Genomic DNA, 19,740 nt, shown 5'->3' on the forward strand with positions numbered 1-19,740 from the left:
ACTCCCTTGTACGTCACTTCGCCTGCTTCTTCATGGCACGGCGGGCCTCGGCGTAGATCTCTCCGAGAGCGGCGAGATGGCTCTCCGAGGAGTAGCGGGCACTGGCCACCGAGCGCGCCGACCTTCCCATCGCGAGGCTCTTCTGCGGATCGCGCAGCAACGCGAGCGCCGCCGACGCCAGCTCCATGGGGTCGTCCGGCGGGACCAGCCGCCCGGTGGCGCCATCGGTGATCAGCTCGGACACCCCGCCGAGCACGGTGCCGACCACCGGCACCCCGCACGCGTACGCTTCGAGGATGGTCATCGGCTGGTTCTCGTACCAGCGGGAAGGCACCAGCAGGGCCGTCGCGGAGACCAGCAGGTCGAGCACCTCCTGCCGCGATATCCGGCCGAGGAAGCGCACCCGGCCGGGCACCAGGTCGGCGGCCATCCGCTCCAGGCGCTCCCGCTCCGGTCCGTCACCCGCGATGACGAGGCGGGCGTCCGGACCGAGCAGGCCCATCGCGCGGATGGCCGTGTCGACGCCCTTGGTCTCGTGCAGCCGCCCCACGCAGACCAGCGGGCCGCCCGGCTCCGACTTGGGCGTGACCCCGGTGAGCTCGGCGAAGTTGCTGAGGACGCGGAGCCGGTCGGGGTAGACGCCCGCGCGGGTCAGCTGCCCGGCCAGGAACCTGCTCGGGCTGATGAACACGTTGACGCCGTCGTAGGCGCCGAAGCGGCGGTGCAGCCAGGTCTCGGCGGCAAGCATCGCGCTTGCCGCGCGTGAGTCGTCCTTGCACCGGCGCCGCACCGCCTCGCGCACGCCGCCGTCCACGCACGCCGTGCAGACCTTGCCGTGGTCGAGGAAGCTGTAGCTCGGGCACGCCAGCTTGTAGTCGTGCAGCGTCATGACCACGGGCACGCCCGCGTCGCGGAGGGCCGTCACCACCGAGGGTGAGAGCTGGTGGTAGACGTTGTGCAGATGGGCGACGTCGGGCCGGAAGTCCTCGATCACCTTGGCGATCCCGCGCCGCGCGCTCCTCGACCACAGCATGCGGGCCGCGCCCCTGGCCTTTCCGATGGGGCTCCTCGGCATCGGGTTCAGCTCCACATAGCGCGGGAAGCTGGCCTCGTACTGTGAAGGGATGTTGTCCGGGTGGCGCATGGCGAAGAACGCCACCTGGTTGCCGCGCCCGGCCTGCACCTCGGCGAGATCCAGCATGTACGACTCCGCGCCGCCTCGGCGGTGCAGGAACTTGTTGACGTGCAGCACCCTCACGGGGTCTCCTTGCCCGCTACCACGATGCGCTGGGCGAGCCCGGCGAACACCGCGAGATACCACATCACGACCACGGCGGTCATGATGTTGTCGGCCATCGCCGAAACACTGAAGGCGACCACGCAGCCGGCGAAGCCCACGGCCGTACCGCGCGACAGGCTGACCGCGGGCGCGCCCTTCCTCGGGTCGGTGACGCGCAGCGCCCGCCGCGCGAGGTCGAACAGCGCGGCGAGCAGGCCCAAGTACGCCAGCAGCCCGACGACCCCCGTCTCGACGAGGGCGCGCAGGTAGTCGTTGTGCACCTCCTTGTAGAGGATCAGGCGGGTGGTGCCGAGCCCGGCCCCGGTGACCGGGTTGCCGGGAAGCAGGTCGAGGGCCGCGATCCAGTGGTCGAACCGCCACACCAGGGAGTTCGCCTCAAGACCGCCCGCCGTGTACGTGCTCGCCAGGTCGGAGAACCGCTGGAGCACCGACGGCACCGCGGCGAGCACTCCTCCGGCGACGAGGACGAGGCCGTAGATGAGGCGCCGGTCCTGGAGCAGGCCGACCACCACGAGTCCGGCGAGGCAGGCGATCCACGGCCCGCGCGCGGCGCTCGCCAGCAGGGCGGAGCCGAGACCGGCGGCGAGCACGACGAGGGCGGCCCTGCCCCATCCCTTGACGTGCCAGGCCAGCGCCAGGCTCATGATCAGGATCATGAAGCAGAACATGCCGAGCGCGTTCGGATGCCAGAACGTGCCGGTCGGCCGCAGCAGCCCGTCGAGGTCCATCAGCCCGTCGCCGGTCGTGACCTGGTAGGCGGTCACGAGCACCGGGAGCACCGCCGAGGCGAAGACGGCACAGAGCAGGGGCATGCGCAGTCCTGGCTCGTCGGCGAGCAGCCGCTCTACCACGAAGATCATGACGACGAACGCCGCGATGCGCGACACCTCGCCGACGCTCACCACGGGCGCCCGGGAGCCGAGCAGGCTGAGCAGCGAGGCGCCGAGGAACATCACCGCCGCGACGGGCAGTGCCGGATGGGGGCGCTCGGCGGCCGGGCGGCGTCCCTGCACGATGAGCCAGGCGACGCACGAGAGCAGGAACAGGACGCCGAGCATGGTCGACGGGTCGAGCAGGCTCCACCCCGTCTGCTCCCCGCCGTCCGTGGCGCCGCCGGCCAGCTTGGTGGCGTCGAGCGCCGCCCGCACCGTGAGAACGACGATGACGAACAGGGTGAACCGCGTGAGCGCCATGACGGTGAGCGCGAGGGCGATCACGATGGCGACGGGAAGGACGACGTCGGTCCGCGACCCGCCCGACGCGAACGTGACGCCGCTGTAGATCGCGAGGATGACCGCGAGGACGCCGGCGACGTACAGGCCCTTCTCGGGCGGGACGCGCGGCCTGCTGTGCGAGGCGGTGTGCGGGATCACGTGGACTCGAGCCAGCGCAGCGTGTCCGCGAGGGGCGAGGGGAGGGTGACGATGACAGGCTGGGCCCCCACGTCCAGCGCCCCGCCCGACCATGGGCGGGACCGGCCGTCCGGCAGGTCGGTGACGGTGATCTCCCCCGGCGTCTCGCCGGTCGTCTCACCGGTCGTCTGGCCGGTGGCCTTGCCGGTGGTCTTGCCGGTCGGAGGGGGCAGCGAGACGGTCCCGCCGGTGCTCCACATCACCACCGACGTCATGGCACCCTGGTCGACCAGCCCTCCGGAAAGGCCGGGCCGCGCCACGGGACGCCAAGTACCGGACGGGAATCGCTTCCTGAACTGGTCGAACACCGTCTTGGCCGGGCGCGCGACATCGTCCACGCCGTACAGCCCCCTCCAGTGCTCCGTCGACACGACCACGCCGGGCTTGTAGAACAGCGGAAGGTAGACGACGCGCTTGACCCCCCGGGCGAGCAGGATGGTGACCAGCTTGGCCGTCTCGACGCCGTGGGCCACGGGGTCGTAGTCGTCTCCCGGCCAGTAGGACCCCACCTCCCAGCCCTCGATCGGCATGACGGGGCCCACCTGCGCGCGGATGTAGTCGATCACGTCGGGGACCGCCGCCCAGGAGTCGTAGTAGTGGAGCTGGTAGGCGTCGAAGACACCGGCCCTGTCGAGCTCGAACGCCGCCGCGTGGGCGGCGGTCGCCCGCAGCCCCGGCGGGGAATCGATCACCGCCCGCAGCTCGCCGGCCGTGGCGGCCGGGGGGAACCGCCCGTCGCCCCGGGCGTAGAAGGTGCGGTAGAACGCGAGCGCGCGGTCCGCCTGCCCGGCGTCCAGCATCGTGCGGGCCACGACGACGCCGTAGCTCCCGCTGGTCAGCCCCACGTCCAGCAGCCGCGCCCCCGGATCGGCGGCCCGTACGGCCTCCGCACCGGCGCGGCCCACGTCGCGGTAGCCGAGAGGATCGCCGCCCCACATGTTCCTGGCGTCGATCTCGTTCTCGATCCCGTACATGTGCACGCCCTTGGCGGCGTAGCGGAGCACTGCGTCGCGGACGAAGGCCTGGTAGACGGCGGTGTCGACCGGAGGGTAGGACACCGCGATCCTGGGCCGATCGGCCGTGGGCCGCCCGCTCGCCCAGCAGGATCCGACGCGGATGCGCAGCAGGACGCGGTAGCCGTGCGCGAGCAGGCCGGCCACGACCTGGTCGTCGAGGTCCCAGTAGCGCGTGCCCTGCCGCGTCTCGATGGCGCACCAGACGAGTTCGTGGAACGTGCCACCGCCGCCGTAGGCCTCGATGTCGGCGTCGTAGCGCGGTGGATGCTGATAGCCGTCCCACTTCAGGCCGAAAGGCTGCTCGGGCACCTGCCGGGCGGCCGGCGTCCCGCCGGGAGCGGGGCTCCCAGGGCCGCCGGAGCAACCGGTCGCGCACAACATGGCCAAGATCGCCATTACGGCACAGGCCACCCGGATCACGTTTCTCCCTCCGCACGGGACAGCCATTTATAGCGCCCTGTATCCCGCCCACACAGTCACTATTACGCGAACCCCGAAATACGCGTAGACAACTGACAGGCGACGTAAATTTACCTGTGCCGCGCGGTCCGGATTTCCGTACAACCCACAAAACCGACCTGATATGCAGGGTAACCTCCGCGCGGCGCGCGCGAGCGGAGGCCCTGCTGACCGCCGGCCGTCCTCACCCAGCTCACAGACGGGTACGGCCGCGAAAATGAGCGCGATCTTATGGGCACTTTATGGAAGATCGGCCATACGGCCGATGAATGATGGAGAGCGCCACAATGAATATCGGGCCAATGCGGTTCCGGGTCGTCCGGTGGCCGACCTCAGGGCGGTCGCGGGGGCCAACCAATGGTGAAGAGCGCGGAAATACCCCGATCACCCCTTTCCGCGCCACCCGCAATTCCCTAACGTCCAGGCCGAAGACGCGTCCCGTGCTTGTCTTATATGGGGAGTTCCGGCATGCCCGCCGCAGAGACTTCAGAATCCCTCGCATATTCCCCCGCGCCCGCCGATCGGCGGGTGCTCCGCATAGCCATGATCGGCCAGCGCGGCCTCCCGGCCACCTTCGGCGGCATCGAGCACCACGTCGCCCACCTCGGGAGGCGGCTGGCCGCCCGAGGGCACGAGGTGACCGTCTACTGCCGCAGCAACTACGTGTCCGAGCGATGGGACGCCGTGGACGGCGTGCGGCTGCGGCACCTGCCCACCGTCGGCACCAAGCACTTCGACGCCCTCGCGCACAGCCTGCTGTCCACCGTGGCGGCCCTGGCGGACCGGCACGACATCGTCCACTACCACGCGCTCGGCCCCGGCCTGTGCGCCCCGCTGCCCCGCTACCTGTCGCGCGCGCGGGTCGTGCAGACCATCCACGGGCACGACGACCGCCGGCAGAAGTGGGGCGGCATGGCCAAGGCCGTGCTCCGCGGCGCCCGCTGGCTGAGCGAGCACGTCCCCGACGCGGTCATCGGAGTCTCCGGCGAGATCGCCGACGAGTACTCCCTGGTCCGCGACCGGCCGACGGTCCACATCGGGAACGGGGTCGAGCGGCCCGTCCCTGCCTCCTCCCCCGACCCCGTCATCCGGCACGGGCTGTTTCCCGGGAAGTACGTGCTGTTCGTCGGAAGGCTGGTGCCGGAGAAGGCCGTCGACCTGCTGCTCAAGGCGTTCAGCGAGGTGAAAGGTGATGTTCGGCTCGCCGTCGTGGGCGGGTCGTCCTTCACGGACGGCTACGTCTCCCGGCTGAACGAGCTGGCGGCGGCGGATCCCCGGGTGCGCATGCTGGGGTACGTGTACGGCGACGAGCTGGCGTCCCTCTACCGTCACGCCGCCGTCTACGTGCAGCCCTCGCACCTGGAGGGGCTCCCGCTGGCCCTGCTCGAAGGCACCTCGTACGGGCTGCCCACGATCGCCAGCTCCCTCGGCTGCCACCGCGAGGTGATCGCGGAGGAGGGTCCGGGGGGCCGGCTGTTCCGCGAGGGGGACGAAGGACACCTTCGGGACGTCCTGGTACGGGTGCTGGGGGCACTCGACGACGAGAGGGAGGGCGCGCGGGCCAGGGCCGAGGACGTGCTCGGCCGCTACTCCTGGGACGTCGCCGCCGACCGTACCGAGTCGCTCTACCACTCGTTGCTCGCGGCCCCGGCACGGAGGCGGTGACCTCCGGCGGGACGGCGGCGGTCACCTGGGCCGCCGCCCCGCTACGGGGCTACTGGCCGTCGACGGTGACGTCGTCGAAGGGCAGCAGGGCGTCCACCAGCGGGAACAGCACGAACCACAGAAGCAGCACCAACGCGCCGATCAGCACCGCCAGGGAGAGCGCCTTGCCGAGCCGTCCGCCGGGAAGCCGCGCCCAGATCCAGGGAAATATCACGGATGCCCCTTCAGCTCGGCGGGCCGGCCACTCGACTTGGCCTGCTCCCGCACCAGCTCGGCGTGGACGATGAGGCGCTGCCAGTTCTGGAACTTCGGGTTGCAGGTGGTCAGCGTGAGCATCGCCTTCTGCGGCGCCTGCCCCGGACGGCCCGGGCTCGGGGCGATCACCTCCACCTGGCGCGGCAGCACGAGGCGCTGCCTGACCACCCGGTAGACGAACCAGCCGGTGCGGGTCTCCGCCACGATCACGTCACCCTGGTGGAGCCGGTCGATGTCCCAGAAGATCGACGAGATGCGGTGGCCGGCGATCGCCACGTTCCCGATCTGACCGGGCTGTGCGGTACTCGGGTAGTGGCCGGGCCCCTTCCTCAGGTCGCCCTGGGACACGCCCTCGACCACGGCCCACTGCCGGTCCAGCTTGGGGATGTGGATGCGGGCCATGGGCTGGCCGGCCACCGGGCGCTCGACGCTCGCCGCCCAGCGCCGGTCCAGCTCGTCCGCGAGCCCGTTCTGCTCGGATTCGATCTGCCACGATTTGCCGTAGGTCGCGTAGGCGGCGAAGAGCACCGCCACCACCCCAGCGGTGAGCATCAGCTCGCCGACCAGCCGCCACGCGCGCCTGGCCGGCGGCTCCCAGCCCTCCTCGGCCCGGACGCGCGCCGGCGCGTCCCACTCGGCGATGTCCGTCACAGGTCGTCGCGGAGGTAGACGGTCCGGCGGGAGGCCCGCAGGGTGATGCCACCGCCCACGATCAACCCGATGCCGACGGTCATCAGCGGGATGACGTAACCGTCCCCCGTCTTGGCCAGCGTGTCGTCGCCACCGGTGTTCGCGGCGGGGAGGGTGGTGTGCTTCGTGACGGTCTGCCGCGGAGTGGGCGAGGTGCTCGGCGAGCTCGACGCGGACGGGGTGTGGGAAGGAGAGCCGGAGCCGCTCGGGCTGGGAGACGAGCTGGTCGTGGGGCACCCCGACGACGTGCCCTGAGGGCTGGGGCTCGCGCTCGCGCTGGGACTCTGGCTCGCGCTGGCGCTCGGACTGGGACTCTCCGTCATCGTCCGGGCGTGGACCAGCACCACGGTCGCGCCGCCGGCCATGCTGAGCGCCTCAGAGGCGGAAGGGCTCGCCGACGGACTGGCGGACGCCGAGGGGCTCACGGACGGCGACGGGCTCGCCGACGGCGACGGGCTGGCCGAGGACGTCGGGGTCGAGGTGCGACAGGTGGCGGAAGGGCTCGGCGACGGGGAGTAGGAGGGGCTGCTCGACGGGCTGACGCACGTGCTCGGCGTCGGGCTGGCCGAAGGGCTCGCCTCCTCCTCCTCGGAAGGCGTCGCGCTGGGCGAGGCGCTCGGGCTCGCGGACGGACACGGGGAGGAGCTCGGAGTCTGCGACGGCGTCGGAGACCCGGTCGGCGTCGAGCTTCCGGACGTCAGCAGGCCGGCTCCGGCGCCCGGGCTGGGCTCCTGGTCGTAGGTGAGGGTGATCGTCACCGGGGTCAGCGCCTCGTCGTCGCCGAGCAGCGCCGCGAGCACGGTCGCCGAGCCCTCGGTGGCCGTCGCGGGCACGGCGGCCCACGTGACCGCCTGGCCTCGTACGTCCGCGGCGTCCTTCTCGACGCTCAGCCGGGCGAGCGCCGTCAGCGGCTTGCCGTCAGCGTCCGACACGCCGGCCACGGGCGCCTCGTCGCCGGCAGTGGGGGTGACCGCGGGAGTGGCGCCGGCCGGGGGCGTGCCACCGGGGGTGGGAGAGGGTCCCGGCGTTCCGATCTCGGCGTGCAGCGCCGATTCCGTGCCATTGATCACGACCACGGGATTGGCGATGACGACGCCCTTGTGGTCGCGGACGACGGTGACGCTGCCGCCGTAGGTCACGGTGCCCGTCCCCGTCGCCGGATCGTAGGCGCCCCCGGCGGCGGGGAAGTGGAACACGCCCTCACGGTCGCGTTCCACTCCGCCCGCGAGGGTGACCTCGACGTGCTCCTCGGCGCCGAGCCGCTCGCCGACCGCCCAGGTGAGCGACCCGCCGGTCACCCCACGCACGGTGGGCTGCTCAGTCGAGACCGTTGCCAGCGCGCCCACGGTGGCCATGCCACCGGCGAGCAGTTGCACGAGACCCAGCGTGGCCAACCAGCCGACGCGTCGGCGCGCCGACTGCCTCCGGCCGACGGAGGTGCTACTCATCGAACCAACCATCCTGATCAAAAAGCGTATTTTCGGGGGACCTAAATATCCGAGACCCACGGAACACCCGTCAGGCGACAGCGCCGTCTAGGACCGGCCACGGGAGGGTGAATGCAGTGGGGCTAGGAAGGGCGGGCGGAGGTCAGAGACGCGTAGACGATCAGGTTGTCCGGGTAGGCACGCGCTTTCCGGTCGAAGACCCCGGCGCAGGTGATCAGTCGTAACCCGGGATGGCCGATGTTCCCGTAGACCTTTTCGGTCGGGAACTCCGCCTTCCGCACCTGCTGGAGACCGTCCACGGTGAAGGCGGCGACGCGGCCGTCCGAGCGGACGACCTCGATCCTGTCGCCCCGGCGAAGCTCCCGCGCCCTGGCGAACACCGCCGGACCTGATCGCGTCTTGAAGTGCCCGACGATCACGGCGGGGCCCGTCTCCCCGGGCACGGGGCCGTACCGGTACCACCCGGCCAGGTCACGGGCCGAGATCGGCGGTACTTCGATCTCGCCGGAAGCCTCCAGCCCGACCGGACGCACCGGGGCGTCCACGCCGATGCCGGGGATCACGACGCGTACCGGCCGCACCGCGGCGGGCGTTCCGACCTCCGCCCGCACCTCGGCAGACACTCCGGCCTCCGCCCTAGCCTCGAACGCCGAGGTGAACAACCCGATGAAGACGACCACGAGGGCGATGACCATCGCCAGCACCAGAACGATCCGCATCGGCCACCCGAGCAGGTCACGGGACCTCGGTACATGCGCCGGAGCGACCACCCAGGCCCCCGGCGCGTGCACGGGCACCTGCCCCGCCACGCCGCCGTACGCCCAGGCCTGCCCGTAAGAAGGCCCGCCCCCGTAAGAGCCGGAGATCGTCTCTGCCACCACCCCGTAAGAACCGGAAACCGGCTCCGCCACTCCGTAAGTACCGAAGACCGGCTCTGCCACCACCCCGGAAGAACCGGAAACCGGCTCCGCCACCACCTGGGAAGTACCAGAGACCGGCTCCGGCACGAATCCGTGAGGGCCAGAGGCAGAATCCGGCATGACCCCGTCAGCGCCGGGGACCGGCTCCGGCACTGGCACACCGAGGTCGCCCGGCATGGGGAGAGGCCTTTCCGTCCAGCCGGGACCCGCCTCGGGGGCCGGGAGACCCCCGTCCGGCCGGTCCCTGCCGGGGGCCGCGTCCGGGACATCGGAGGCCGCGTCCGGGACAGAGGTCACATCCAGGGCGTCCCACGGCAGGTCATCACCGCTGGAACCCACCTCGTGACTGCCTAGCGCCCACTCCGGATCGCCGCCTGTCGCCCGCTCTCGACCGCCTCGCGCCGCCCACTCTGGATCGCCGTCCGTCGCCCGCTCTCGAACGCCTCGCGCCGCCCACTCTGGACCGCCGCCTGTCGCCCACTCTGGACCGCCGTCTGTCGCCGACTCTCGACCGCCTCGCGTCGCCGACTCTCGGTCGCCTTCCTTCGTGCGCTCTCGGTCGCCGTCCGTCGCGGTGGAGGCACGGTCGCTCCCGGTCGTCGCCGACGGGCGGCTCACGGTCGCCACGACGCCCGGCTCGCCGCCACGGCCACAGCGGCGCGGCTTCCTGGTAGCAACATGTCTCTCTGCCTCTCACCGTGTGCGCCCGACTCGGGCCAGGAAAGCCTGACCAGCTCCGGTTACGGAAAGGGGTGAGTCCGGAGGCGCATCGATGTTGCCGCTGTGAAGCGTCTGCCGGAAGATGCACGGGAAGCGACGCGGAGGTTGCCGCGAAACGCCCAGCGGGACAAGACCGGGAAAGACCTTCGACGGCCCACCGCGAGAGGCTCCGCCTCCGGATGTTCTGCGCTATAAGCCGCGTGACGGTGGGCGGCCCGAGCCGACGGCCCCGATCACCGACAGCCAGAGGCGGCGGCCACATTCGCCAGCGGGCGACGCGGGCGGTTGTGATCACCAGCTGCCAGAGGGGGCGACCGCGATCATCGACAGCCGAGGGCGGCGGCCGCGATCACCAGCGGGCGACGTGGGCGGCTGTGATCACCAGCGGCCGGAGCGGGTCAGGAGGACCGCGGCGGCGGCCACTCCCGCCGTGGAGGTGCGCAGCACGGTGGGGCCCAGCAGGGCCGGCGTGGCGCCCGCCTCCCTGAACCGCTCGACCTCCTCGCCGGTGATCCCGCCCTCGGGGCCGACCACCGTCACGATGTCGCCGGTCGCCGGGAGATCGAGGTGGGACAGGGGCTCGACGGCCTCCTCGTGGAGCACGGCCGCGACCGCCGCGCCGCGCAGCAGAGCCGCCACCTGGGCCGTCGTGGCCTGCTCCGTGACCTCCGGCAGATGGAACCGCCGGGCCTGCTTGCCGGCCTCCCTGGCGGTGGAGCGCCACCGGGCCAGGGCCTTGCCCGCGCGGTCGCCCTTCCACTGGGTCACACAGCGCGCGGCGGCCCAGGGAACGATGACGTCCACCCCGGCCTCGGTCATCATCTCGACGGCCAGCTCGCCCCTGTCGCCCTTGGGCAGGCCCTGGACGACCACGAGGCGCGGGGCCGGCGCGGGCACGGTGTGGCGGCCGAGCACCTCCAGCCGCAGTGAGTCTCTGGCGACGTCGCGCACGACGCACTCGGCGACCGCGCCCCTGCCGTCCGTCAGGTCGACGCGCTCACCGGCGCGCAGCCTTCGCACGGTGGCGGCGTGCCGCCCCTCGGGGCCGGACAGGACGATCTCCTGCCCGGACAGGTCGTCGGCGAGGAAGACGGGGACGCTCACCCGCAAACCTTAGCCACGCGCACACGCCCCCGCGAACCAACACAGTGAGCCATCCCAGGCCGCGGCCTTGGCGAACGACGCCCAGGCCGTGACCGCCCGCCGGACGCGGCGTTGGGCCGCCCGCCGGACGTGAAGGCCCGTCGGGCGGATTGTCAGCGGGCGCGGGGGTCAGCGGCCGTTGAAGGCGTCTCGGAGGCGGGAGAAGAAGCCCTGCTGCCCGGGGGCGAACTTACCCGGCGGGCGCTCCTCCCCGCGCAGCTTGGACAGCTCCTTGAGCAACTCCTCCTGGGCCGGGTCGAGACGGGTCGGCGTCTCCACGTTCACGTGGATCAGCAGGTCGCCCCGGCCGGTCTCGTTGAGCCGCTGGATGCCACGCCCGTACAGCGGAAGGACGTGACCGGCCTGAGTGCCGGGCCGTACGTCGATCTCCTCCGCGCCGTCGAGGGTCTCCACGGTCAAGATCGTGCCGAGCGCCGCCGCCGTCATCGGGATCTGCACCGTGCAGTGCAGGTCGTCGCCACGCCGCTCGAAGATCTCGTGCGGCCGCTCGACGATCTCCAGGAACAGGTCTCCGGGCGGGCCGCCGCCGGGGCCGACCTCGCCCTCGCCGGCGAGCTGGATGTGGGTGCCGTCCTCGACGCCCGCCGGAATGCGGACCTTGATCGTGCGGCGGGTGCGCACCCGCCCGTCGCCTGAGCACTCCTGGCAGGGGTGCTGGATGATCGAGCCGAACCCGCCGCACTGCGGGCAGGGACGAGCGGTCATCACCTGGCCGAGGAACGACCGGGTGACCTGCGAGATCTCACCACGCCCGTGGCACATGTCACAGGTGTCGGGATGGGTGCCGGACGCGGCGCCCGACCCCTGGCAGACCTCGCACAGCACGGCGGTGTCGACCACCAGCTCGCGCGTGGTGCCGAACGCCGACTCGGCCAGGTCCAGCTCGACGCGGATCGTCGCGTTGCGCCCGCGCCTCGCCCGGGACCTCGGCCCCCGGGCTCCGCCACCGCCGCCGAAGAAGGCGTCCATGATGTCGCTGAACGGGAAGCCCGCGCCGAAACCGGCCGCACCGGCCCCCGGACCGCCGGCACTGCCGCCGAAGGGGTCGGCTCCGAGATCGAACATCTGGCGCTTGCTCGGGTCCGACAGGACCTCGTACGCCTGGTTGATCTCCTTGAAGCGCTCCTGCGTCTCGGGATCGGGGTTGATGTCGGGATGGAGCTCGCGGGCGAGGCGGCGATACGCCTTCTTGATCTCGTCCTGGCTCGCGTCACGGCGGACCCCGAGGATGCCGTAATAGTCGCGGGCCACCTAGGACCCCGCCAGAATCTGGCCGACATAGCGTGCCACTGCGCGCACCGCTCCCATAGTCACCGGGTAGTCCATTCGCGTCGGGCCCAGCACTCCGAGCCGAGCCAGTTCATTGTCGCCCGAACCGTATCCGGCGGCGACGATCGAGGTGCCGTGAAGCCCGGAGTAGGGATTCTCCGAGCCGATCCGCACCGTGAGCGCGGCCGAGTCGCTCGCCTCGCCGAGCAGCCGCATCAGCACGACCTGCTCCTCAAGCGCCTCGAGGACCTCGCGGAGGCCGACGCTGATGTCGCCCGCGAGGTTGGCCGCCCCGGCGAAGACGATCTTCTCATCATGCCGGTCGACCAGGGTTTCCAGGAGAACGGACAGGATGGTGGTCGCCACGGGCCGGTCCTCTTCGGGAAGCCGGTCGTGCAGGTCGGCCACCGTCTCGGGCACGCGGTTGAGGCGGCATCCGTCGAGGCAGGCGTTGAGCACCGCCCGCAGATGCGCGATCCGGTCGTCCTCCACCACATTGGGAAGGTCGACGACCCGCTGCTCGACCCGCCCGGTGTTGGTGATCAGCACCAGCATGATCCGCCGCTCGGCCACCGGCACGAGCTCGACGTGCCGGACCGTGGAACGGATCAGCGATGGATACTGCACCACGGCGACCTGCCGAGTCAACTGCGCGAGCAGCCGCACCGTGCGGGTCACGACGTCGTCGAGGTCGACGGCGCCCGCCAGGAAGGTCTCGATCGCCCGGCGCTCGGCGCCGGACAGCGGCTTGATCTGGGACAGCCGGTCGACGAACAACCGGTAGCCCTTGTCGGTGGGCACGCGGCCCGCGCTGGTGTGGGGTTGTGTGATGTAGCCCTGCTCCTCGAGCACGGCCATGTCGTTGCGCACGGTGGCCGGAGAGACCCCCAAATTGTGCCGCTCCGCGAGCGCTTTCGACCCGACCGGCTCGTTGGTGGACACGTAGTCCTCGACAACGGCGCGCAGAACTGCGAGCTTACGCTCATCGAGCAACGTGCTCACCTCCCTGCCCTGCGTTCGTGCCTGCGTAAACGCCTGGTCTGGCACTCTGTGTTCCCGAGTGCCAAGTGTACGGCTCCGGCCGACAGGGTGCGATAACCCATCCGTACGACCTCGCCCAGCCAGCGGCAAGTCACTTGCTATCCGTCGGCAAGTCGGACGATCCAGACTCTCCCCCATGAGTGAGAACGACCCCCGGCTGAACGACGCGACGACCCGGCTTCCGCGTCACAACTCCCCTGGCGAGCATGCTCCCCTGCCCGGCTCGCCGTCCGGAGGCGCGCCCGCCGGCGGCGCCCCTTCCTATGGTGGTTCCCCCGCCTACGGCAACGCCCCCAGCGCGCCCCCGTACGGCACCCCGGCCGCCCCCTCCTACGGCACGCCCTCGGGCGGTCCCGCCTACGGCACCCCCTCCGGCGGCCAGGGATACGGCAACCCCCAAGGCGGCCAGGGATACGGCAACCCCCAGGGCGGCCCTTCCTACGGCCCCTCGTACGGCACGCCCCCTCCCCCGCCGCCCGGCTCGGCCCGGCCGTACGGTTCCCCCGCGCACTCCGCACCCGGCCCCGTACGGCCGCGCGTGCTGTGGATCGTGCTGGCCTGGCTCATCGCGGTCGTCTGCTTCGTGGTAGGGGTCGCGGGCTTCGCCGGGGGGCTGTTCAAGACCATCAACGACGCGGCGCCGACGCAGACCTTCAAGAGCGGCGGCAGCGTGGCCGCCGCGCTCGACCCGAAGGGCAAGCCCGTCCTGTACGCCTCGGCGTCCGGGCCCACCAACGTCACCTGCTCCGCGTTGGACGCCGCGGGTCAGAAGGCCACCCTCACCCAGCCGACGTCCTCGCAGACCGTCACGGCTGACGGACGGAAGTGGGAGCTGCTGTTCGACATCGGCGTCCCGGCCGCCGGCACGTACAACATCAGGTGCAAGGCCGAGGAGGGCAAGGACGCGCTCTTCGGCGTCGGCAAGTCGCTGACCGCCAGCCCGGGCGCGCTGGCCGGTGGAGTGGCCTCGCTGATCCTCATCCCGCTGGCCGGGTTCGTGCTCGCGGTCGTCACCACGATCGTCGTGCTGGTCCGGCGCAGCCGCGAGCGCAAGCGCCGGGCGGCCGCCTCCGCCTCCTACGGTGGCGCGTGGCCGCAGGGGACGCCGCCCGGAGCGTGATCTTTGCTAGCGTGCCCAGGTATGCGGGACTACGGACGGGACGTGCTGGCCGGAGACTGGCGGAGGCCGCTACGCGGGAAGATCCTGCAGGTCCCCGCCGAGCCCGACCTCGTGGTGGAGGACGCGGAGGGCGGCTTCTGCGGGGCCGTGGTGGCCTGCGACAAGGAGGCCGTCACGCTGGAGGACCGCTTCGGGCGGCGGCGGGTGTTCCCGCTCACGCCCGCCGCGTTCCTCCTCGACGGCAAGCCGGTGACGCTCGTGCGCCCTGCCCCGGCGGCGGCGAAGGGCCCGGCACGCAGCGCGTCCGGCTCGATCGCCGTCGGCGGGCTGCGGGCGCGTGTCGCGCGCGAGAGCCGCATCTACGTCGAGGGCGTGCACGACGCGTCCCTGGTGGAGAAGATCTGGGGCCATGACCTGCGCGTGGAGGGCGTCGTCGTCGAGTACCTCGAAGGCGTCGACGATCTCCCTGCGATCGTGGAGGAGTTCGGGCCCGGCCCTGGGCGTCGGCTCGGGGTGCTCGTCGACCACCTGGTCCCCGGGTCCAAGGAGAGCCGTATCGCGGCCCAGGTGTCCTCACCGGAGGTGCTCATCGTCGGGCACCCCTTCGTGGACATCTGGCAGGCGGTGAAGCCCTCCGCCGTGGGCATCCGCGCCTGGCCCGCCGTCCCGCGCGGGGTGCCGTGGAAGGAGGGCGTGATCGACGCCCTCGGCTGGCGGCTTGAGCCGGCGGACGCCTGGCGGCGCATCCTCGGCTCCGTCCACACGTTCACCGATCTGGAGCCGGAGCTCCTGGGCCGCGTGGAGAAGCTGATCGACTTCGTGACGACCGAGGAGACCGAGGAACAGACATGAGCGAGACCCCACAGGACCGCCGCCCCGACGACGTCCCACGTGACCGGCAGCCCGAGTACGAGCAGCCGCAGTACGGACGGCAGGAGTACGAACAGCAGGGCCACGGGGCACCGGGCCACGGACAGCAGGGGTACGGACAGCCCGGCCACGGACAGCCTGGAAACGAGCAGTCCGGGTACGGCCAGCCTGGGTACGGGCCAGCTGGTCATGGGCAGCCTGGATACGGGCAATCCGGGTACGGCCAGCCTGGGTACGGGCAAGCGGGGTACGGGCAGCCGGGGTATGGGCAGGTGCCCTTCAGGGGGCAGCCGCATGTGCCGGGGAGGTACGGGCCGCGCCCGGGGTCCGACGACACGACGATGTCGATGCTGGCCCACCTGCTCGGTCTGCTCACCTCGTTCATGGGCCCGCTGATCTTGTACCTGGTCAAGAAGGACGAGGCGCCCTACGTCCGCGACCAGTCGGCCGAGGCGCTCAACTTCCAGCTCACGCTGATGATCGCCTACGCGGTGTGCTTCGTGCTGGCCTTCGTCCTCATCGGCGTCCTGCTGATGTTCATCCTGTGGATCGGCTCGCTGATCGTGATGATCATGGCGGCCGTGGCGGCGAACCGCGGCGAGAACTACCGCTACCCGATGACCATCCGCTTCGTCAGCTGACCGATGCCGGCAAGCTGACAGGGACGCGCCCGCCCGAACCCCGGCGGGCCGCGTGAGCCGGGGACCGTGACAGCTCAACCACACGGCTCAGGTCCACCACAGGGCTCAGGTTCACCACATGAATGGCTCAGATCGACCACGGAGCCCAAGTCGACCACGGGCTGCAGATCGACCACGGGGCGCAGATCGACCACATGGCTCAGGTCAGGTCGGCCGCCTGAGCAAGGGGCTCAGGTCAGGTCGCGTACCAGGGCGTCCGCGAGGAGCCGCCCCCTGAGCGTGAGCACCGCGAGGCCCCTCCTGAAGGCGCCGGGCTCCAGCAGCCCGTCTCCGAGGGCCCGGGCGACGGCCGTACGTGCGTCCGGGCCGATCTCCGCGAGCGGGAACCCCGAGTCGAGCCGCAGCTCCAGCATCAGCCGCTCAACGTGCCGGTCCGCCTCGGACACCACCTCGCGCGCGTGCGCGGGCGAGGACCGGACGGCCAGGCGGGACGCGTAGGCCGCCGGATGCTTGACATTCCACCAGCGGGTGCCGCCCACGTGGCCGTGCGCGCCCGGGCCCACGCCCCACCAGTCGCCGCCGGTCCAGTAGAGCAGGTTGTGGCGGCACCGGGCCTCCTCGGAGGTGGCCCAGTTGGACACCTCGTACCAGGAGAACCCGGCCTCCGAGAGCATTGTGTCGGCGATGACGTACCTGTCGGCGGCCACGTCGTCGTCGGGCATGGGCAGCTCGCCCCTGCGGATCCGCGCCGCCAGCCGGGTGCCCTCCTCGACGATCAGTGAGTAGGCCGACACGTGGTCGGGGCCCGCCTCGATCGCCGCCGCGAGCGAGGCCCGCCAGTCGTCGTCGCTCTCCCCCGGCGTGCTGTAGATCAGGTCCAGGTTGACGTGCTCGAACCCCGCGTCGTGCGCCTCTCTTACGGCCTGCGCCGGGCGGCCGGAGGTGTGCCGCCGGTCGAGCACGGCCAGCACGTGGTCCCTCGCGCTCTGCATGCCGAAGCTGACGCGGTTGAACCCGCCGGCCCGCAACCCTTCGAGGTAGGCGGGGTCGACGGACTCGGGGTTGGCCTCGGTGGTGACCTCGGCGCCCGGGGCCAGCCCGAACTCCTGGTCCACCGCCCGCAGGATCTTCACCAGATCACCGGCGGGCAGCAGGGTCGGCGTGCCCCCGCCGAAGAACACCGTCTCGACGGGCAGCTCGGCGTCCCCGAGCACCCTGCGCGCCAGCCGTACCTCCTCGATGGCCGTGTCGGCGTAGTCGGCGCGGGAGGCGCCGGGGCCCAGCTCGGTGGCGGTGTAGGTGTTGAAGTCGCAGTATCCGCAGCGGGTCACGCAGAACGGCACATGGACATAGAAGCCGAACGGCCGCGTGCCGAGGCCCTCATGGGCGCTCGCGGGCAGCTCGCCCGACGCGGGAACGGCATCGCCGTCGAGAAGTACGGAAGGCACGCTCCCAGTCTGCCGCCCGAGGCACGGTGCCCCCGCCACCCTGTGGATAACCCGCCGTATGACGGCGCCGACCACGCCGGTCGTTCCGGCGCCGGAACATGAGCACAGCGGTGGCGGCCGGACAAGCAGGACAAGCAGGCGACCCGGTTCCATGAATGGTCACCGGGCGCCGTGCTCAGTGTGGTTCGCCCTGGCGGGAGAGGGTTACTTCTTGGCCTTGTCGGCGGCGGGGCCCTCGGTGGAGAGCGCGGCGACGAAGGCCTCCTGCGGCACCTCGACCCGGCCCACCATCTTCATGCGCTTCTTGCCTTCCTTCTGCTTCTCCAGCAGCTTGCGCTTACGGCTGATGTCACCGCCGTAGCACTTGGCGAGAACGTCCTTGCGGATGGCGCGGATGTTCTCGCGGGCGATCACGCGGGCGCCGATGGCGGCCTGGATCGGCACCTCGAACTGCTGCCGGGGGATGAGGTCCTTGAGCTTCTTGGCCATCTCGACGCCGTACGCGTAGGCCTTCTCGCGGTGGACGATCGCGCTGAAGGCGTCGACGGCCTCGCCCTGGAGCAGGATGTCGACCTTGACGAGGTCGGCCTCCTGCTCGCCCGAGGGCTCGTAGTCGAGCGAGGCGTACCCCCGGGTGCGCGACTTGAGCTGGTCGAAGAAGTCGAAGATGATCTCGCCGAGCGGCAGCGTGTAGCGGATCTCCACGCGGTCCTCGGAGAGGTAGTCCATGCCGAGCAGCGCCCCCCGGCGCCCCTGGCAGAGCTCCATGATCGCGCCGATGTGGTCGGACGGGGAGAGCAGCGTCGCCTTGACCACCGGCTCGTGGATCTCGGCGATCTTGCCGGCCGGGAACTCCGAGGGGTTGGTGACGACGAGCTCCTTGCCGTCCTCCATGACCACCCGGTAGATGACGTTCGGCGCGGTGGAGATCAGCGAGAGGTTGAACTCGCGCTCCAGCCGCTCGCGCACGATCTCCATGTGGAGCAGGCCGAGGAAGCCGCAGCGGAAGCCGAACCCGAGGGCGGCGGAGGTCTCGGGCTCATAGACCAGGGCCGCGTCGTTCAGGCGCAGCTTGTCGAGGGCCTCGCGCAGCTCCGGATAGTCGTCGCCGTCGATGGGATAGAGGCCGGAGTACACCATCGGCCTCGGGTGGTCGTACCCGCCGAGCGGCTCCTCCGCCGGCCGTACGGCCGAGGTCACCGTGTCGCCGACGCGCGCCTGCCGGACGTCCTTCACACCCGTGATGAGGTAGCCCACCTCGCCGACGCCCAGGGACACGGACGGCACCGGCTCCGGCGAGATGACGCCGATCTCCAGGGTCTCGTGGGTGCCGCCGGTGGACATCATGACCGTGCGCTCGCGCTTGGAGAGCTGCCCGTCGATCACCCGGACGTAGGTGACGACGCCCCGGTAGGTGTCGTACACCGAGTCGAAGATCAGCGCCCGCGCGGGGGCGTCGGCGTCGCCGACCGGGGCGGGCACGTGCTGGACGACGTGGTCGAGCAGCTCCTTGACGCCCACTCCGGTCTTGCCGGACACCCTGAGCACGTCGGACGGGTCGCACCCGATCAGGCCGGCGAGCTCCTGGGCGTACTTGTCGGGCTGCGCGGCCGGCAGGTCGATCTTGTTGAGCACCGGGATGATGTGCAGGTCGGCGTTCATGGCCAGGTAGAGGTTGGCCAGCGTCTGCGCCTCGATGCCCTGCGCCGCGTCCACCAGGAGCACGGCGCCCTCGCAGGCCTCCAGCGACCGGGACACCTCGTAGGTGAAGTCGACGTGGCCGGGCGTGTCGATCATGTTGAGCACGTGGCCGTCCCATGGCAGCCGGACGGCCTGCGACTTGATGGTGATGCCGCGCTCGCGCTCGATGTCCATGCGGTCGAGATACTGCGCGCGCATCTGCCGGGCGTCGACCACACCGGTGAGCTGGAGCATCCGGTCGGCGAGCGTGGACTTGCCGTGGTCGATGTGCGCGATGATGCAGAAATTGCGGATCAGCGCGGGGTCGGTCTGGCCAGGGTGGATGCGCACCGGGGTCCGTTCGGCAGGATTGACGACGATCAGAAGGCTGTCAGGGCAGCCGCTAACCATGGTGGCACGCCCGGGTGGTCACCCGGACAGCGTCACCTGGACAGCAGATCGGCGCGGCGGTCGCGCCCGCACACCGCCCGGACGAGGTGTTTCGCCTCGCCTCGCCGGCGTGCCGGTGCCGCGCTCGGAGTCCAGTTTACCGGCACCAAGACCGCCAAGCTCGCCGCTGCGCTAACATAAGGGTGCAGGGGTGTGCCGTGGCCTCCGATTT

General features: G+C 71.2%; 16 protein-coding genes. 4 read left to right on the top strand and 12 right to left on the bottom strand.

Translation table 11 applies throughout. From position 1 onward, the window contains the following. Positions 1–13: 13 nt before the first annotated feature. From ACOZ38_RS34420 to ACOZ38_RS34430, 3 genes are read right to left on the bottom strand one after another with little or no spacing between them, the layout of a single operon-like run. Positions 14–1,258, bottom strand: coding sequence for a glycosyltransferase (locus tag ACOZ38_RS34420; protein ID WP_424535215.1), 1,245 nt, complete (start codon positions 1,256–1,258; stop codon positions 14–16). After that, the gene (locus ACOZ38_RS34425; RefSeq protein WP_424535216.1) at positions 1,255–2,673 is read right to left on the bottom strand and encodes an O-antigen ligase family protein; all 1,419 of its coding nucleotides are present in this window, start codon (positions 2,671–2,673) and stop codon (positions 1,255–1,257) included. Before ACOZ38_RS34425 ends, ACOZ38_RS34420 begins: the two co-directional genes overlap by 4 nt. After that, the gene (locus ACOZ38_RS34430) at positions 2,670–4,115 is read right to left on the bottom strand and encodes a hypothetical protein (RefSeq protein ID WP_424535217.1); all 1,446 of its coding nucleotides are present in this window, start codon (positions 4,113–4,115) and stop codon (positions 2,670–2,672) included. Before ACOZ38_RS34430 ends, ACOZ38_RS34425 begins: the two co-directional genes overlap by 4 nt. Before the next feature lie 540 nt (positions 4,116–4,655). On the opposite strand from ACOZ38_RS34430, the gene ACOZ38_RS34435 reads away from it, so the two are divergent. After that, a complete protein-coding gene (locus ACOZ38_RS34435; RefSeq protein WP_424535218.1) occupies positions 4,656–5,852 on the top strand; it encodes a glycosyltransferase family 4 protein in 1,197 nt (398 codons plus the stop codon). Between the two features lie 49 nt (positions 5,853–5,901). Here ACOZ38_RS34435 and ACOZ38_RS34440 read toward each other — a convergent pair whose 3' ends face one another. The 7 genes from ACOZ38_RS34440 to hrcA form a co-directional block, all read right to left on the bottom strand. Next, positions 5,902–6,066 carry a hypothetical protein gene (locus tag ACOZ38_RS34440; protein WP_424535219.1) on the bottom strand — a complete coding sequence of 55 codons (165 nt, stop codon included), beginning with the start codon at positions 6,064–6,066 and terminating at the stop codon, positions 5,902–5,904. Next, complete coding sequence (locus ACOZ38_RS34445) at positions 6,063–6,758, bottom strand: class E sortase (RefSeq protein ID WP_424535220.1); 696 nt, start codon at positions 6,756–6,758, stop codon at positions 6,063–6,065. The genes ACOZ38_RS34440 and ACOZ38_RS34445 overlap by 4 nt, the downstream gene beginning before the upstream one ends. Further along, entirely contained in the window at positions 6,755–8,245 is a 1,491-nt protein-coding gene (locus ACOZ38_RS34450) for an HtaA domain-containing protein (RefSeq protein ID WP_424535221.1), read from the bottom strand. The genes ACOZ38_RS34445 and ACOZ38_RS34450 overlap by 4 nt, the downstream gene beginning before the upstream one ends. Before the next feature lie 122 nt (positions 8,246–8,367). Continuing rightward, a complete protein-coding gene (locus ACOZ38_RS34455) occupies positions 8,368–9,123 on the bottom strand; it encodes a class F sortase (protein ID WP_424535222.1) in 756 nt (251 codons plus the stop codon). A 1,140-nt stretch (positions 9,124–10,263) separates the two neighbouring features. Further along, positions 10,264–10,989, bottom strand: coding sequence for a 16S rRNA (uracil(1498)-N(3))-methyltransferase (locus tag ACOZ38_RS34460; protein ID WP_424535223.1), 726 nt, complete (start codon positions 10,987–10,989; stop codon positions 10,264–10,266). Between the two features lie 168 nt (positions 10,990–11,157). Continuing rightward, positions 11,158–12,300 (bottom strand): molecular chaperone DnaJ, encoded by a 1,143-nt coding sequence (gene dnaJ / locus ACOZ38_RS34465; RefSeq protein ID WP_405140256.1) that lies wholly within the window; start codon positions 12,298–12,300, stop codon positions 11,158–11,160. Beyond that, positions 12,301–13,311 (bottom strand): heat-inducible transcriptional repressor HrcA, encoded by a 1,011-nt coding sequence (hrcA, locus tag ACOZ38_RS34470; protein WP_424535224.1) that lies wholly within the window; start codon positions 13,309–13,311, stop codon positions 12,301–12,303. Positions 13,312–13,495: 184 nt separating this feature from the next. Between hrcA and ACOZ38_RS34475 the strand changes: the two genes are divergently transcribed. From ACOZ38_RS34475 to ACOZ38_RS34485, 3 genes are read left to right on the top strand one after another with little or no spacing between them, the layout of a single operon-like run. Then, positions 13,496–14,479, top strand: coding sequence for a hypothetical protein (locus ACOZ38_RS34475; protein WP_424535225.1), 984 nt, complete (start codon positions 13,496–13,498; stop codon positions 14,477–14,479). A 21-nt stretch (positions 14,480–14,500) separates the two neighbouring features. Further along, the gene (locus tag ACOZ38_RS34480) at positions 14,501–15,331 is read left to right on the top strand and encodes a DUF3097 domain-containing protein (protein WP_424535226.1); all 831 of its coding nucleotides are present in this window, start codon (positions 14,501–14,503) and stop codon (positions 15,329–15,331) included. Beyond that, positions 15,328–15,990 (top strand): DUF4870 domain-containing protein, encoded by a 663-nt coding sequence (locus ACOZ38_RS34485; RefSeq protein ID WP_424535227.1) that lies wholly within the window; start codon positions 15,328–15,330, stop codon positions 15,988–15,990. The genes ACOZ38_RS34480 and ACOZ38_RS34485 overlap by 4 nt, the downstream gene beginning before the upstream one ends. A 230-nt stretch (positions 15,991–16,220) precedes the next feature. Here ACOZ38_RS34485 and hemW read toward each other — a convergent pair whose 3' ends face one another. After that, the gene (gene hemW / locus ACOZ38_RS34490; protein WP_424535228.1) at positions 16,221–17,438 is read right to left on the bottom strand and encodes a radical SAM family heme chaperone HemW; all 1,218 of its coding nucleotides are present in this window, start codon (positions 17,436–17,438) and stop codon (positions 16,221–16,223) included. Between the two features lie 204 nt (positions 17,439–17,642). Beyond that, on the bottom strand, positions 17,643–19,469 hold the full coding sequence (lepA, locus tag ACOZ38_RS34495; RefSeq protein WP_405140267.1) for a translation elongation factor 4: 1,827 nt from the start codon (positions 19,467–19,469) through the stop codon (positions 17,643–17,645). Positions 19,470–19,740: the final 271 nt, after the last annotated feature.

Origin of the sequence: Sphaerisporangium viridialbum (assembly GCF_049674955.1) — a bacterium.
Taxonomy (GTDB): domain Bacteria; phylum Actinomycetota; class Actinomycetes; order Streptosporangiales; family Streptosporangiaceae; genus Sphaerisporangium; species Sphaerisporangium viridialbum.